Annotated in this window: 15 protein-coding genes and 1 riboswitch; of the genes, 10 read left to right on the top strand and 5 right to left on the bottom strand. The window is 41.4% G+C overall.

Annotated features, from left to right (window positions below; genetic code table 11):
- Positions 1 to 5 precede the first annotated feature (5 nt).
- A riboswitch (cyclic di-AMP (ydaO/yuaA leader) is annotated at positions 6 to 148 on the bottom strand.
- A 329-nt stretch (positions 149 to 477) separates the two neighbouring features.
- Positions 478 to 669 carry a hypothetical protein gene (locus ACJ9PY_RS23205; protein WP_034310797.1) on the top strand — a complete coding sequence of 64 codons (192 nt, stop codon included), beginning with the start codon at positions 478 to 480 and terminating at the stop codon, positions 667 to 669.
- Between the two features lie 404 nt (positions 670 to 1,073).
- Here the strand turns inward: ACJ9PY_RS23205 and ACJ9PY_RS23200 are convergent, their stop codons facing one another.
- Entirely contained in the window at positions 1,074 to 1,673 is a 600-nt protein-coding gene (locus ACJ9PY_RS23200) for a TetR/AcrR family transcriptional regulator (RefSeq protein ID WP_095679272.1), read from the bottom strand.
- 118 nt (positions 1,674 to 1,791) lie between these two features.
- Between ACJ9PY_RS23200 and ACJ9PY_RS23195 the strand changes: the two genes are divergently transcribed.
- The 5 genes from ACJ9PY_RS23195 (at position 1,792) to ACJ9PY_RS23175 (ending at position 7,804) form a co-directional block, all read left to right on the top strand.
- Complete coding sequence (locus ACJ9PY_RS23195) at positions 1,792 to 2,517, top strand: ABC transporter ATP-binding protein (RefSeq protein ID WP_411739111.1); 726 nt, start codon at positions 1,792 to 1,794, stop codon at positions 2,515 to 2,517.
- Entirely contained in the window at positions 2,514 to 3,530 is a 1,017-nt protein-coding gene (locus ACJ9PY_RS23190) for an ABC transporter permease (RefSeq protein WP_411739110.1), read from the top strand. Before ACJ9PY_RS23195 ends, ACJ9PY_RS23190 begins: the two co-directional genes overlap by 4 nt.
- 194 nt (positions 3,531 to 3,724) lie before the next feature.
- Positions 3,725 to 4,366: a VanZ family protein gene (locus ACJ9PY_RS23185; protein ID WP_411739109.1), complete on the top strand. Its 642-nt coding sequence runs from the start codon at positions 3,725 to 3,727 to the stop codon at positions 4,364 to 4,366.
- 38 nt (positions 4,367 to 4,404) lie between these two features.
- Positions 4,405 to 5,871 (top strand): aminoacyl-histidine dipeptidase, encoded by a 1,467-nt coding sequence (locus ACJ9PY_RS23180; protein WP_411739108.1) that lies wholly within the window; start codon positions 4,405 to 4,407, stop codon positions 5,869 to 5,871.
- Between the two features lie 1,234 nt (positions 5,872 to 7,105).
- Positions 7,106 to 7,804 carry a GntR family transcriptional regulator gene (locus ACJ9PY_RS23175; RefSeq protein WP_057279099.1) on the top strand — a complete coding sequence of 233 codons (699 nt, stop codon included), beginning with the start codon at positions 7,106 to 7,108 and terminating at the stop codon, positions 7,802 to 7,804.
- Positions 7,805 to 7,880: 76 nt separating this feature from the next.
- On the opposite strand, the gene ACJ9PY_RS23170 is transcribed toward ACJ9PY_RS23175, so the two are convergent.
- Positions 7,881 to 8,468 carry a TetR/AcrR family transcriptional regulator gene (locus ACJ9PY_RS23170; RefSeq protein ID WP_063574923.1) on the bottom strand — a complete coding sequence of 196 codons (588 nt, stop codon included), beginning with the start codon at positions 8,466 to 8,468 and terminating at the stop codon, positions 7,881 to 7,883.
- Between the two features lie 152 nt (positions 8,469 to 8,620).
- On the opposite strand from ACJ9PY_RS23170, the gene ACJ9PY_RS23165 reads away from it, so the two are divergent.
- Together ACJ9PY_RS23165 and ACJ9PY_RS23160 are read left to right on the top strand one after the other, a co-directional pair.
- Complete coding sequence (locus ACJ9PY_RS23165; protein ID WP_411739107.1) at positions 8,621 to 9,538, top strand: ATP-binding cassette domain-containing protein; 918 nt, start codon at positions 8,621 to 8,623, stop codon at positions 9,536 to 9,538.
- Entirely contained in the window at positions 9,538 to 11,142 is a 1,605-nt protein-coding gene (locus tag ACJ9PY_RS23160; protein ID WP_411739106.1) for an ABC transporter permease, read from the top strand. The genes ACJ9PY_RS23165 and ACJ9PY_RS23160 overlap by 1 nt, the downstream gene beginning before the upstream one ends.
- A gap of 81 nt (positions 11,143 to 11,223) precedes the next feature.
- Here ACJ9PY_RS23160 and ACJ9PY_RS23155 read toward each other — a convergent pair whose 3' ends face one another.
- The 3 genes from ACJ9PY_RS23155 to ACJ9PY_RS23145 all read right to left on the bottom strand — a co-directional run bounded on the left by ACJ9PY_RS23155 (position 11,224) and on the right by ACJ9PY_RS23145 (position 12,896).
- Positions 11,224 to 11,418, bottom strand: a complete 195-nt coding sequence (locus ACJ9PY_RS23155) for a hypothetical protein (protein ID WP_411739105.1) — start codon at positions 11,416 to 11,418, stop codon at positions 11,224 to 11,226.
- Positions 11,419 to 11,570: 152 nt separating this feature from the next.
- Complete coding sequence (locus ACJ9PY_RS23150; protein WP_411739104.1) at positions 11,571 to 11,972, bottom strand: TSUP family transporter; 402 nt, start codon at positions 11,970 to 11,972, stop codon at positions 11,571 to 11,573.
- Between the two features lie 546 nt (positions 11,973 to 12,518).
- Complete coding sequence (locus ACJ9PY_RS23145) at positions 12,519 to 12,896, bottom strand: hypothetical protein (protein WP_098186123.1); 378 nt, start codon at positions 12,894 to 12,896, stop codon at positions 12,519 to 12,521.
- A 637-nt stretch (positions 12,897 to 13,533) separates the two neighbouring features.
- Here ACJ9PY_RS23145 and ACJ9PY_RS23140 point away from each other — a divergent pair.
- Complete coding sequence (locus ACJ9PY_RS23140; protein WP_411739103.1) at positions 13,534 to 14,946, top strand: LysM peptidoglycan-binding domain-containing protein; 1,413 nt, start codon at positions 13,534 to 13,536, stop codon at positions 14,944 to 14,946.
- Positions 14,947 to 15,249: 303 nt separating this feature from the next.
- A complete protein-coding gene (locus ACJ9PY_RS23135) occupies positions 15,250 to 16,035 on the top strand; it encodes a PhzF family phenazine biosynthesis protein (protein WP_411739102.1) in 786 nt (261 codons plus the stop codon).
- The last annotated feature ends 10 nt before the right edge of the window (positions 16,036 to 16,045 follow it).

The following is a 16,045-nucleotide window of genomic DNA, read 5'->3' as shown; positions in this document are numbered from 1 at the left end:
CTTAAGACCTCCTTCGCTTTAGCCGACGAAGTTAGCTGACGGGTAGGATGGCGAAAGAGCTGATCTCATCCCTTCTGCAAGGCAGAATTAACCCCAAATGATTGGGTCCTCCGTACTCATTTACCATGAGTTTTGGCCGAAATGCATTAAATTGATAAACGTATTCTACTCCCATCATTTAGCAGTTGTAAACCCCTAAATCGTAAAAAAATATTTCTTTAATAAAACTGAAAATTTACGTTTTATTTACATTAAAAAAACGTATTGACAAATATTAGTTAGCACATTATGATAGGTTCGATTAATCCAATTATGATAACCGGCATCGATGTACTTTATTCAATAATTTCAAGCAGAACATGCTATTGCCAATCAAAATTTGTAATAGATATATTATGTTTCTTTTGTAAAAGATAAAGGGAAAAGCAGTACATTATTAGTTAAATTCAATACATTTTATTAAAAAGGCGGGCAATTATGGAGAAGACGTTCAATAGATATGTTATTAATGCTACAGGCAAGGGTGGCCAAACATATTTAACACAGTGCCAGGATAAAGATGCACTAAGGAAATGGATAGCCGATCATGAGGATCAAATCATCATGAATGAATTAAGGATAACAGATAAGAAAAAGAATCCGTTTTTAAAACTGTTTTCCCCAAGGTAAATCAACTGATTCCAACATTCATAGCGGTATTCAATTATTATAATCCCTGTGTTCTATCCAGGAACGGTGAGCGAAAAATCCATATCTTGTTTTGCTTTTAAACTCATTATATTTAATGAGTTTTTTTGCGTTATTTACAGTATTGAACCATCAATGTTAAAATTTAGTAATTACTAATGTGGACGTAGAGAAGAGAAAAGTAAAATGAAATGACCACTTTCCGAGAGCAGCCGAGGATTGTTGGGTATGTATGGGGGGCATCGCAAATTGGTCTCGTTCCTTGGGGACGAGGTTTTTTATGTATGGTCAAAGGGGGAGAAGCGATGACATTAAGAAATGCATTGGTATCCTGGAAATACCCTTCCATTCTTTTGTGCGGAATAGGTATCTCCAACTAAAATCGTTCATTGGATGAATGTGCGCAATTGGCTGATGAAGTTCAAGATTTTAAAATGGATTTTTGCCATTTCTTCCGCCGTTTGTTCCTCACAGTTCTCCAGCCACTCAGTAATCACCCCTAAAATCGCCGATGTCAGGAAGGCGTGCATATACATGCGGAATGCTTCATCTTTAGCTGCAGGATGCAGGCTGATCAAACGTTCCAACAGTACTTCACCGAAAACCCGTTTTATTTTTTTCGCAAAAGAAGGGTCTCCCTGATCACCAAGAATGGCCCTTAATGCGTGAGCATGTTCACTGATGAATTGAAAAATCGCTATGAAAGGCGGATAAAGTTGCTGTTGATTAAGAGCCAAAAAAGCCTCTTTAGGCAAAATGGCAGTAATGCGGGTTTGAAGTTCATGTAACAATTCCTGCTGTAAGTGATCCATCAATTCATATTTATCTGTGTAGTGCAAATAGAATGTGCCCCGATTAATATTGGCACGCTCTGCGATTTTCTTCACGGATACATGTGAGAACCCCTCTGCTTCAATAAGTGCTATAAAATGATGTTGTATCTGCTTTTTCGTCTTTTGTACCATATCCTCATGAATCGATGCCATGGAATGTCTCCTTCACTGAACATTTTTCCAAATGTGTTGATTGTATTAGACCGAATGCTACCTTAGAATGATGATACACTCAACACCGTGTCAATTAAAGAGGGAGGATGTGTGTGCAATGAAAAATGCGATTTCCATTGATGGAATTGCTAAGGGTTTTCAGCAGAAGAAGGTCATTCAGCCAATGAGCCTGAATATTGAAAAAAGCGGAATTTTTGGTTTGCTAGGTCCATCCGGATGCGGAAAGACGACCTTGATTAAAATGATTGTCGGATTAATTAAACCCGATGCGGGTAAAGTCACGGTTCTGGATCATGAAGTGCCAAATGAATCCCTGTTAATGGTTGTCGGCTATATGGCACAGTCCGATGCTTTATATACAGAATTGACGGGAGCTGAAAACCTCGAATTTTTTGCGAAGCTATACCGTTTTTCGAAAAAGGAACGAAGGGAACGCATTCAATATGCAGCTGAAATCGTACAGCTGACGAATGATTTGAACGTTCGGGTTGCCCATTATTCAGGGGGAATGAAACGCCGTCTTTCACTTGCGGTTGCACTCATCCAAAATCCGGAGATTCTCATATTGGATGAACCGACAGTAGGAATAGACCCTTTGCTGAAACAATCGATTTGGGAGGAACTTGAGCGTTTAAGGAATGAAGATGATAAGACGATCATCATCACGACGCATGTGATGGATGAAGCGGAACGATGCGATAAACTGGCGATGCTGCGTGAAGGTGAAATCATCGCGGCAGGAACCCCTGCAGCTTTAAAAACTCAATTTGCCGCGGAAACGCTTGATGAAGTTTTTTTAAGGATTGGAGGCGGCCTAAAATGAGAATTGCCTCTCTTGTTACTCGTATTACCCAGCAGATGCGCCGGGATCGAAGGACGCTCGCTTTATTTTTCCTGGCTCCATTGCTCATTTTAACGCTCATGTATTTTATTTTCGATACAGAGGCAAGTGATTTGAAAATCGTTGTTACAGGCAGTGATGAAACGATCGTTAAAGCATTGAAAAAAGCGGATTTTCAAGTGACAGCTGCTGAGGAATTCTCACAGGAAAAGATGATTGAAAAGGATACGGATGGCTGGCTGCATGTTGAAAATGGCAAAATGAAACTCACACTTTTGAACGACGAACCGACCCGGGCAAAGGCCGTTCAAATGCAAATGATGCAAGGCTTGCAAGGGAATGAAAAAAACACTCCTTCAATTGAGGAGAAATATGTTTACGGAGACGCCAACACAAAGGGTTTTGATACATTCAGTCCGATGCTCGTAAGCTTTTTCGTTTTCTTCTTTGTATTTTTAATAGCGGGGATTGCGCTTTTAAAGGAGCATACAAGTGGTACGTTGGAACGGCTGCTTGCCACCCCGATCAAAAGATACGAAATCGTAGCGGGCTATGTGATCGGATATGGCTTATTTGCTCTGATTCAAACCATAATTGTCGTGCTATATGCTGTCAATGTATTGGATATCGTCCTTGTTGGCTCCATTTGGCTCGTTTTACTGACGAATATACTGGTCGCGCTCGTTGCATTATCCCTTGGTACATTACTCTCGAGCTTTGCGACATCCGAATTCCAAATGGTACAATTCATTCCTTTGGTCATCGTGCCGCAAGTCTTCTTTACAGGGATTTTCCCTTTGGATGGCATGTCAGACTGGCTCCAAAAAATCGGCAAGGTCATGCCTCTCTATTACGCATCGGATGCCATGAATGGCATTATGTACAAAGGTTTCACGTTCAATGAGGTCTTACTGGATCTGCTCATTCTCCTTGCATTTGCAGCCGTATTTATCACCATCAATATTATTAGTTTAAAAAAGTACCGTGCACTTTAAAATGAACTTATCATTAAACAAAAAAAGCAGGATTCCCGAACATGGGGAACCGGCTTTTTTGTTTTACCGGAAAAAGGCCGAATTATCCTTCCCATCGGTTGATTTATTCGAAAAAGCCTCCCCCTCGACGGTTTTCTACTGACTGCAGTTTGTTGACGGGTTCTTAAAGTTGTCCTAGGATATAAGCATATGCAATGATTTGGAAAGAAATAGAAGCGGGGAGTTATATGTCTCTAAAATCGGTCATGCTTTCCCTTTTGCTGTCGCAAGCATTGTTTTTGTGCGGTTTGCCTTTTTTCCTTCAGCTCCGATTATATTTGAATCCTTTGGTAATCATCGTTGTCTGGTTTTGTATACTTCTTTTCGTTTCATTTGCGGTACTTTTTTTTCGAGGTGAAACGGTCCGAATTCCGCGCCCTTTGTGGCAGGCTGTATTGTTTGGCTACAGTTTATCATTATTGGTTTTACTGTTCTTTCGACCAGAAGGGCAGGTATATTCGTATAATTTAGTTCCTTTTTCTACGATTCTTTCATATTTATCGAACGATATGAACGGGCTTGTGTCATTTTATAACCTTAGCGCCAATGTGGGGCTGTTCATTCCATTCGGGCTGTATTTGTTGTCCAGAGAAGGGAAAGAGCCCTCCGATAAAAGGAAATTTCTTTATCCATTACTTTCGATTTCGGGCATCGATATCTGTCAGTTCGTTTTTCGACGCGGAAGTTTGGATGTCGATGACCTTATCCTGAATATGATTGGTGTTTATCTAGGGTACGTTCTGTATCCATTGTTCACGAGGGTGGCAGTGTTCCGTTCTGGAAAAGTAAAAGGATGAGAGGCAGTAAGAATATTTTAAAAGAAAGGATGTTTTTCATGTATAGCACTTTAGAAGAATTATCGAGCCATCCGGTGTTTCATTATTTTGCAGCGATTTCCAAAATCCCGAGAGGATCGGCTAATGAAAAAGCGATCAGTGACTATCTGGTTCACTTTGCTAAGGATAGGGACCTTGAGGTGATCCAGGATGAAGTGCTGAATGTCATCATCAAAAAGCCTGCCACAATTGGATATGAAAGTGCCCCTACCATCATTATCCAGGGGCATATGGATATGGTTTGCGAAAAGAACAAGGGTACGCTTCATGATTTCGAGAAAGATTCGCTTCAATTAAGGATTGTGGGAGACATGTTGTATGCGACGGATACAACATTGGGGGCTGATAATGGAATTGCTGTTGCGTATGCTTTGGCATTATTGGATGCAAATGATATTCCGCATCCCTCCCTTGAAATAATCATAACGACTGAAGAAGAAACGACAATGAACGGTGCACTTGCCGTGGATCCGGCTCACTTCAAGGGAAAAATGATGATCAATATCGATTCGGAGGAAGATGGAAAGCTGCTGGTCAGCTCTGCAGGAGGAATACGCGTGCGGCAGGTCCTGCCAATCGGATGGGAATCGGCTTCAATTGTTGATGCAGTATCTTATAACATCAGGATTAAAGGGTTGAAAGGCGGACACTCCGGTATGTCCATCCATAAGGAAAGAGGGAACTCCAATAAGCTTTTGGGCAGAGTATTACATGAATTAACGGCGGATTTCCCTTGCTACATACAGCAAATGAACGGGGGGCTGAAAGGGAATGCCATTCCTCGTGAAGCAGAGGCGACTGTACTGATTCATGCAGAAGATGTTCAGAAGATAATGGAGAGACTTCAACAATGGGAAAATACTTTTAAAAATGAACTGCAATCTTCCGACCCTGAGGTATTGATCAGGTTTGAAAAGATCGAAACGGTTTCTTCAAATGTTTTTTCCAAAGAGACGTTGACTAAAGCCATTTCCTCCTTACTGGTAATCCCGCATGGCGTTCAAGGAATGAGCATGGGAATAGAAGGATTAGTGGAAAGTTCGACGAATCTAGGGGTCGTTACAACAAATGAAGCGGAAATGATATTCGAAAGTGAAATCAGGAGTTCGGTCAAAAGCATCAAATATAATATGGTCACGCAAGCAAAGGCAATTGCCGACATGCTTGGGTGCGAGCTATTGGTTGACGCGGATTATCCGGAATGGCCCTATAATCCTGATTCTAAACTCAAGAAATTATTTGAAGAAACATACAAAGAAAAATATCATGAAGATATTGAAATCATCGCTGTGCATGCAGGGATCGAGTGTGGGGTATTCATAGATAAGATATCAGGGTTGGATACTGTCTCAATCGGACCGGATATATTTTCCGTACATACACCTGAAGAACACTTAAGCATCCCTTCGACCATAAACAACTGGGAATATTTTGTTTACACATTAAAGAGAATGAAGGATTTATAAACAACTGCATGGCTGGGGACAGTTGAAATTCAATAGATTTGGAGACATCCTATCGTTAATCGATTGGATGTCTCTTTTTTCATGGTTAGTAAAGCTGATCGTTGATTGGAACGTAGGGAACCCGCTTTCCGCGGGCGGTCTGCCCTCGTGGTCTCCCTTGGCCACGCTTTCCCCGCAAGAGTCTCGAACACCCGCTCCAATCAACTTTGTTTTATTTAGATAGAACCCTAATTGTTTACAAACTAGCTAATATTTGTTTGCCGACAGTCTTTTTTTTGTGGGTTTGTAAAATGGGGCGTTCATTGATTTCCACTCCAGGCACTCGCTTTCCGCGGGCGGTCCGCGAGCCTCCTCGGCTTGCGCCTGCAGGGTCTCCCAGCCACTCTTTTCCCGCAGGAGTCTCGTACCTTACGATCCAATCAACTTTGTGTTTTAAAAGAAAAAACTGCAGGCCGGTCTCATCACGAACCAAGTTTAAAACTAGTTTATCCTTTAAGTTTTTTTCCTGTAATCCTCATTGGATGGAAGAAATATGCGACACTCCTGCCGAAATACTGTCTAGCCGAGACCCCACAGGCGCTTACGCCGAGGAGGCTTGGCAGACAGTCGGCGGAAAGGGAGCGGATTTCTGGAATCAGCTGGAACGTTTTCTTGAAAAAACTGTAGGCTGGTCTATTCCGAACCAAGTTTAAGACTAGTTTATCCTTAAAGTTTTTTCCTGTAATCCTCATTGGATGGAAGAAATATGCGACACTCCTGCCGAAATACTGTCTAGCCGAGACCCCACAGGCGCTTACGCCGAGGAGGCTTGGCAGACAGTCGGCGGAAAGGGAACGGATTTCTGGAATCAGCTGGAATGTTTCTAGAACAAACTGTAGGCTGATCTTTTCCGAACCAAGTTTAAAACTAGTTTACCCTTTAAGTTTTTTTCCTGTAATCCTCATTGGATGGAAGAAATATGCGACACTCCTGCCGAAATACTGTTAGCCGAGACCCACAGGCGCTTACGCCGAGGAGGCTTGGCAGACAGTCGGCGGAAAGGGAGCGGATTTCTGGAATCAGCTGGAATGTTTTCTCGAAAAAACTTTAGGCTTCTCTTCGGATTTGTCAGCAGTCTGAAAGTAACAGAGGTTTCTTTACAATCGTTATAAAATAAACTATTGTAAAGAAAACCTATCATTCAGTCTAAGTTATTGTTCTAAATCATTATGTATAGAGGAAGGTATATGGAAATATGGTTGTAAAGTATAGAATGGTCGTAGAACAAATGGAGAAAGAAATATTAGATGGAAAATATACATTAAATACTAAGTTGCCTACTGAAGAAGAGTTGATGAAGAAGTTCGATGTCAGCAGGAACACCATTAGAAAAGCAATCAACATATTGGTTGAGCAGGGGTATATCTATCAAGTTCAAGGAAGCGGCATATTCCTTAGGGAATTTACCAGACCGGGCTGCATTTCGATGAGGGATATGGGCGGCTTAACCAAAGTGTTTCCAAATGATGAAATGAAAAGTAAAGTGTTGAAATTAGAATTAATAGAAGCCGATGAGGAATTGGCCAAACGAATGAAATGCAATGTAAAAACCAAAATCTATAACCTGAAAAGGGTTAGATACTTAAATGGTCAACCCATTGTAATAGAAGAGTCCTTTTTCAATAAAGATATCATTCCGATCATAAATAAAGAAATCGCAAATGGTTCCATTTATGAATATATAGTCGAGGATTTGAAATTGAATATCGGGTTTGCGGATAAAATCATTTCGTGTGAAAAACTTAATGACGATGATGCTGGGCTTTTGGACTTGCAGCCAGGTGATCCTACTTTAATCGTTGAAAGTACGGTCTTTTTAAAAGCGGGAGCCGTTTTTGATTTATCAATCGAGAAATATAATTACACTTCAGCGAAATTATTAACATTGACTTAAAAAGTGCAGGAAAATTCTTGAATAAGATTTTACGGTGTGAATGGGAGATATCGATTCACACCGTTTTTTCTTAAATTCATTTCTCTTTTTCCCCAACGATCCCATAAAACAAAATCCTCATAATATCCTCAGTCAAAGGCAGGATGCTTTGATAAACCTCTTTCCGTTGGATATATTCATTCATTGCTTTTATATAAAATAAAATCGCTTCATTAGATAAGTTCGGATCAACATATCCTTGTTCCTTCCCCTGGTTAAACAGATCGATAAAGCGGGGCAGGGCCTTTTCTGTATATATTTTTTCCATATAATTGACTCCGGAAGTATATTCCTTCATTAAATATTGATAAAAATCTTCATGAATTTGTTTGGCTGTTTCATTCTTCGTGAACATGAGCTGCTTTATTTTTTCAGGGAAGGCGATGTTGCTGGCCAGTATTTGTTCAAATTCATCCAATGCCTTATCTGTATAATAAACAAAAACCTCATGAATTAGATTATGTTTGCTTTCGAAGTAATTATATATCGTTACTTGAGATACATTTGCTTTTTTTGCTATTTCCCCAATCGAAATCTTTTGGACACCATACTCCATGAATAAAGCCAAGGCAGCCTCTAATATATTCAATTTTTTTTGTTCCCTGCGTCGTTGAAATCCGTCCATTTGTTTCACCTCAACCTTAGTTTAATTAAAAATATGTAATAGAACAATTAAATTAGTTCATAAACTATTGTCAGGAATTCTCATTTTGTATATTATGAACTAAATCAGTTAAAATATTTCATATTTTTTAATGAGAAAGAGGTGGATGAGGAATGTCAGTATTGAAATCAACGGATTTAACGAAAAAGTTTGGAAAGTTCACCGCTTTAAATGGTGTGAACATTGAAGTGAATAAAGGGGAGGTATTTGGATTCATCGGTCCCAATGGTGCTGGAAAATCAACAACGATCCGTGTGCTGCTCGGGATTTTAAAAGCGACGGATGGAGAAGCGAAGATTTTTGGCAAGGATGCATGGAAAGATGCCGTTGAAATTCATAAGAGAATCGCGTATGTTCCGGGAGATGTGAACCTATGGCCCAACTTAACAGGCGGGGAAGTCATTGATCTATTTGTTGAATTACGCGGGACGAACAATAAAAGCAGGCGCGAAGAACTAATAAAAAAATTCGATTTGGATCCTTCCAAGAAGTGTGGAACATATTCAAAGGGAAACAGGCAAAAGGTTGCTTTGATTGCTGCTTTCTCTTCTGATGCCGACCTTTATATATTGGATGAACCAACATCAGGTCTAGATCCATTGATGGAAAGGGTTTTCCAAGAATGTGTGATGAACGCGAAAATTGAAGGAAAAAGCATATTGCTTTCCAGTCACATTCTTTCTGAAGTGGAAAGGTTATGCGATAAAGTGGGCATCATTCGGCAAGGGCAAATAATTGAAACGGGAACATTGGATGAGTTACGTCATTTAACGAGAACAAGCTTGCTTGTCGAAACGAAGCAGCCAATTCCTGCTTTAGGGAATGTAAACGGTGTTCGGGATATCGTGACGAAAGACCATGCACTTTCATTCCAAGTGGATACAGATGAATTGGATAATGTCATGAAGTATATAAGCCAGTTTGGAATTGTTAAATTGGAAAGCGCGCCGCCTACATTGGAAGATTTATTCATGAGCCATTACGAAGGCGAAAGGAAGACTTCTGATTCTGGGGCGGGAGGTGCGTTATAATGGCGAACCAGTCTTATCATAATACAGGAAGGCTCTCCCGATTCATCGTCCGGCAAGATCGGATTCGGATCCCTGTTTGGATAATCTCCTTATCCGTCCTAACATTTATGGTTGCGATGGCATTCACCGATCTGTACCCGACTGGGCTAGAAAGGCAAACTATTGCAGAAACGATGAAGAACCCTGCAATGACCGCGATGGTGGGGAAAGGTTACGGCCTGGATGACTATACAAACGGAGCGATGATGGCGCATCAAATGTTACTATTAACCGCCATGGCCGTGGGGATAATGAGTATTTTACTTGTTACACGCCATACACGCGCAGATGAAGAGGACGGCCGTATCGAAATGATCCGTTCTTTGCCGGCTGGACGATTGGCTAATTTATATGCAACCATTTCCGTATCGATTGGAACGAATGCGTTAATCGCGATAATAATGGGTTTCGGGTTGTATGCTCTGGGAATAGAAAGCATGGATTTGGAAGGTTCCCTTATGTATGGAGCTACGTTAGGGGCAACCGGCATTTTCTTCTCGGCAATAACGGCATTATTTGCCCAGCTTACCGAGAGTGCTCGAGGTACGATGGGTTACTCCATCACTGTATTGCTTCTCTCCTATCTTATTCGGGCGATAGGGGATGTCAGCAATGAAACACTTTCCTGGTTTTCACCATTGGGTTGGGTTTTAAGTTCAGAAGTATATGTGAATAATTATTGGTGGCCAATCATCCTTACGATCGGTGCGGCAATCATTTTGGTTGCCTTATCTCTATATTTGAATGCCATCCGTGATTTGGAAGCTGGATTCATTCCGGCTAAGCCAGGCCGGAAATATGCTTCATCGTTTTTAAAAAGTCCGCTTGGTCTCGCGCTGAGGCTTCAGCGTACAGGATTGATCGCCTGGGCAGCCGGGATGTTCATTTTGGGAGCATCTTACGGTTCCGTTTTAGGTGATTTGGAATCCTTTTTTACAAAAAATGAAATGATGGCCGAACTATTGACGCCAGTTGAAGGCTATTCACTGACAGAACAATTCTTGACAATGTTGATGTCAGTCATCGCCATGATATGCACCATCCCGCCTTTAATGGCGATGTTAAAGCTAAAAGGGGAAGAAAAAAAGAATCATACTGAACATTTACTGAGCCGCGCTGTATCCCGTACAAGGCTTATGGGCAGCTATCTTATCATCTCTGTTATTGGCGGTTTTCTCATGCTTGCGCTTGCTGACATCGGTCTTTGGGCAGTCGGGAATTCCGTGATGGATGAAGGGGTTGCTTTCGGCACTATATTTAGTGCAGCGATGGTCTACCTGCCTGCAATGTGGATCATGATTGGTATCGCCGTGCTGTTAACTGGATTTGCACCAAAATTATCCGGCTTGACTTGGCTTTACTTGACCTACTCAATCTTAGTCGTTTATTTAGGGGGAATGCTTCAATTCCCGGAATGGATGGGAAAACTAACACCGTTCGGCCATATTCCGAAGCTTCCTGTTGAAGGTATGGACTTCATGGAAGTATCCATGCTTACAATCATAGCTATCTTATTACTGGCTGCAGGCTTCTTCGGATATAACAAACGGGATATCCGCGGTTAACGATTCAACTATGATTCTATTATTCCTGAAAAAAGCCTGATTCCTCGTTGTTTTAATGAGAAATCAGGCTTTTATTGGTTATCAGTCATGGGGAATCAATAATAGTACACCTAGCGCAATGATGATGAAGAATAAATAGCTTTCGAATTTCTTCGCTGGGATTCGCTTATTCATGAACATTCCGAGACCTGTCGCAAGTAATATAGCTGGAATGGAATAAGCGTAAAGAATAAGTGAATCGGCTGTCCATAGTCCGCCTAGCGCATGACCCGTCACGACCAGGATTCCGGATATCAGGAAATGGGCTTGCATTGTTCCGCGGAATCGATCTGGATCCCATTTTGCAAAGTTCCATAGACGACGACCGGCACCCCGTTAAAGTTATAGGCGCTGCCAAGGGCTCCCGACGCAAAACCGAACGGCCATACCTAGCCCTTCGAGTTAAGTAATGGTTTATCCACAGCCTGAAAAAGTCTTTGCTTTAGAAGAGAATATCCCCCATATGCAATCAAAAAAACACCCAGTGCAGAAGTAATGATCATAGAAGGTGCGTAATGGAGCAAAGCCAGGCCGGCTGGTATGCCGATGACCGTTGAAGCCGCCAGTCTGATTAAAACGGAGCGTTCGATATGCCGCCATCCGCTAACGACGGTTAGTGAAGCGACGGTAAGACCAGCCAATCCAATCAGGGAAACCGAAGTATTAAGCGGAATGTGAAGTAAGGCAAGCAGAGGCATGCTGACAATTGCTTCACCGAACCCGAACATCGTCCGCATCAAGGCGCCGATAAACACTGCCGCCACCACCAATATGATGCTGCTGATCGTCATTCGTTCACCTCCTAAAAGCACAGTATACCTTCTATTATTATACCATACCAATCCAGTTTTAGACCGAGGTAACCGCACTTAAAAACGGGTTATTTAAGACCCTTTACACTCTTTTTAAAGCGTTTGATTAACTATTTAATGGAGAGGTACACACCCCTTGTTTTTGTATCTCAAGAGTCAAAAATAAGGCTGGGAAAGCGGGGATATATCTTGAGGTGTTAATTTATTTTGATGTGAGGGTTTTATTAAGGGAGTTTTCATGTACCCACAAAAACACTAGGCTTTGCCCATTTCAACAACTGAGTTGGGGACAGTTTTTCCTTATGTACTTTCTTCTGCCAATACCTTTAAGTTATGACACTTTCCATTTAGATAAATCAAGTAATTATTTTCCTGCATAAGAAAAGGCTGAAGTGGAAATACATCAGCCTAAAAAACCCTATATATATTAGCAGTCATATTAAGGTATTTACGCACTCATTCTAGAAGAATACCCTTTAGCATTTACGAATCAATCTCAGGTCTTTTTTTCATTCAGTTAGTGAATTAATCATAAAAGATTAAATGCATATCACTGTTAGTCCTTGATTTCGCAAAAAATTCTGCTTCATTTCCTCCATCAACAAAGCTACCAATACCCCGGAAAATGCCACATTGGCCTCGATCTAAATATCTTACCCCTACATAATCATTATAACTGTCAGGATCATACTCCCATAATTCAACTTTTAACTTACCAGCCGGACCCACATAAGAATCCCGACAAATCTTATAATCACCACCAGTAGAGGCAAACACATCACTTTCAGCACCATTAGAAAAAAGAGATTGTTCTCCTAAGTAATCCCAGCCACTTGCAAATGTAGAAGAAGGGAACAACAACGCAGCGACCAATGCCACAGCACTCATTTTAAACATTTTCATGCTCATTCCTCCTCACCCGTTTTGACTTATTATTCTCCATATAATTCTAATCAATATTTTTTATATTATCATCTATCCAAAGATTCACTTTTTCATGAAGCGTTTTTGTAGTATCCACTACTTCATGCCCAACATATGGAATTAGAGAAAAAGTGAAATGTGCTCGTCATTCAGTTTTGAAATGTATTTCTGAGTCATCTTTAAACTTTTAAGCCTTCCCGGGTCAGGTAAACGAATTACCTCTGAATCCACCATTTGTGTAGAGACGTCTCGATTTCTAATACCAGCAATCAGCAGCATTGTTTCTGCTTAAACTAACACTGCAATCCATGGAATAGGCCAATGCTGAAATTCTTTCATGCTCATAAGCTTTGATCTTAAATGAATCCTTTCCTCCTGAATAATAGTTCTCGTCTGGATTACTTCGGCTACAAAATCCCCTCTAAAAATCGTATTATCATGCCTGCAGTCTCATTTAAAATACATGGACGCCCTCCATATATTCCCTGGAATTGATAGCTGCCATTATTATTTTTTTCCCTATATCCTTTACAGGCTTATGAACACAAAAAACATATTAGGGCTATCCAGGGAATAAAATGAAAGGGATATTTTAAAGGAAAGCGGGGCTGTGCATGTGAAAATCCATGTGGTGAATAGGGGGGATTCTTTGTGGGGAATTTCCCAGCAGTATGGTGTCAGTATCAACCGGATTGTTCGGATCAATGGCCTTGAAAATCCAGATAAGCTGGTGATTGGCCTAGCTCTTTTGATTCCTGAACCTTATCTTCAGTACAGGGTTCAGCAAGGGGATACTCTAAATAATATCGCAAATCAGTTTGGAATTACGGTACAGGAAATCATGCAATCGAATCGCATCACAAATCCTTCCGCTATCTATCCAGGGCAGAGACTAACCATCCCGGTTATTTATCATACCGTAAGGGAACGAGATACCCTTTATGATATAGCGAGACGTTATGGAACGACAGTTCAGGCCATTATGCAGATGAACAGGATTGCAGATCCGGCCAATATCCATATCGGACGGATAATAAGGATTCCCCAGAAACCAAAACCCATCATTGAAGTAAATGGTTTTACAAACGTTTACGGGCAAGCCGGTGCGGAGCAGGTACGTGAAGTAGCCCACGATTTGACCTACGTAAGTCCATTTGGTTATAGAATGAGGCAAGATGGCAGCTTAGAAGTCATAGATGACATCCCGACGATCCGGGCGGCACAGTCGACTGGCGTCATACCCATGATGTGCATAACGAATTTTTCCGCGACGGAAGCGGGAACTCAGCTTGCCCATACAATACTTTCCGATTTAAGTTTAGTGGAAACATTATTAACCAACGTCATAAAAACGATGAAAGATAAAGGATACCGTGGATTGAATATCGATTTTGAAAGTGTAAGACCAGAGGACCGTGATTTCTATAATCGCTTTCTCCAAAGAGCAGTGGAACGATTGCATCCAGAGGGTTACTTTGTGTCATCCTCCCTTGCCCCAAAAACTAGCGCCAATCAAAAGGGGCCATTAGTTGAGGCACATGATTATCCAGTTCACGGACGGCTGCTCGACTTCGTGGTGCTGATGACATATGAATGGGGTTACCGAAAGGGGCCGCCGCAGGCAATCTCTCCCATTAATGAAATAAAGCGTGTCCTTGACTATGCCGTAACGGTGATACCAACAAATAAAATCTTCATAGGGTTTCAAATTTATGCACGGGATTGGCTTATTCCTCATGAAGAGGGACAGGAAGCAGAGACTTTCGATATGCAGGAAGCCATCAGACGCGCCGTCCAATATAATGCAGAAATAAAATATGACGAGACAGCCCAATCCCCTTATTATAGGTACAAAGATGATCAGGGACGCACACATGAAGTTTGGTTTGAGGACGCACGCAGTGCCAAAGCCAAATTCGATCTGGTGAAGATTTACAGGTCAAGGGGTCTCAGTTATTGGGTACTTGGTTATCCGTTCCCCCAGAATTGGGAACTGCTTGGGGATACATTCATTGTACGGAAACTGTAGGGTGTTTTGCTACGGCAAGGTAGATCATATAATTGATATAGTGATGGGCAGCTTTTTTTATAAAGCTGTCTATTTTAGTGATTTCGAAATGCACTACAAGAATTACCGGTTTTTTATGACAACGTTTAAAATCGTCTGGAACCTGAGTAGATAAAGGGACTTAATCGAGGACGCCATATGGTGGTCCTTTTCATTTTAATGAGAACTCTTTAAAAAACCAAGGGAATGGTCATTCAAAAAAGGAAAAGGGCTCCTCATTGTGGAATTAGGAGACTAGAATATCACTTACCGGAGGCACATTTTATGGAATTAACCATCATTAATACGTTTACAGATCAACCTTTTAATGGAAACCCTGCTGCAGTCTGCCTTCTTACCGGGGAAAGTGACAGCGAGTGGATGCAGAGAATAGCTAAAGAGATTAATATGCCTGTTACCGCTTTTATTCAACCTCATAATGGTGAATGGAAGCTGCGATGGTTCACACCTTCCATTGAAATCCCGATTTGTGGACATGGGACGCTGGCAAGCTCTTTCTTTTTATGGGATAAAGGATACGTGCCAAGGAATCAGCCGATTGCCTATCAGACGAAAAGCGGGCTTCTCACTGCAAAATTTGTTGATGGGATGGTTCAGCTGGAATTTCCGTCATTAAGGGAGAAGGAGACCGCTGCCCCTGATTTACTAATAAAGGCTTTAGGTGTTGTGCCTGCGTATGTTGGGCAAAACAAATGGGATCTTCTAGTCGAAGTTCAATCAGAGGAAATCGTAAGGAATTTAAAGCCGGATATGGACTCCATTGCCCAATTGCCGGTTCGGGGCGTCATCGTGACGAGTCAATCCGGTAACAGTGAATATGATTTCGTTTCACGGTTCTTTTCCCCTGCGCAAGGACTTGACGAAGATCAAGTAACCGGCTCGGCCCATTGCTGTCTGGGACCATATTGGAAAAGAAAGCTGGACAAAAGTATTTTTATAGCCTATCAGGCATCGGAAAGAGGCGGACTGCTAAAGGTTGAAGTAACGAAAAACACAGTTAAACTTTCCGGACATGCCGTCACAATATTCGAAGGGAACTTAACCCTTTAATGCAGGGGGA

This window comes from Peribacillus sp. S4, from assembly GCF_046715815.1.
Taxonomy (GTDB): domain Bacteria; phylum Bacillota; class Bacilli; order Bacillales; family DSM-1321; genus Peribacillus; species Peribacillus frigoritolerans.
Note: the sequence above shows the minus strand (reverse complement) of the source record. Positions and strands in the feature narration are given on the sequence as shown.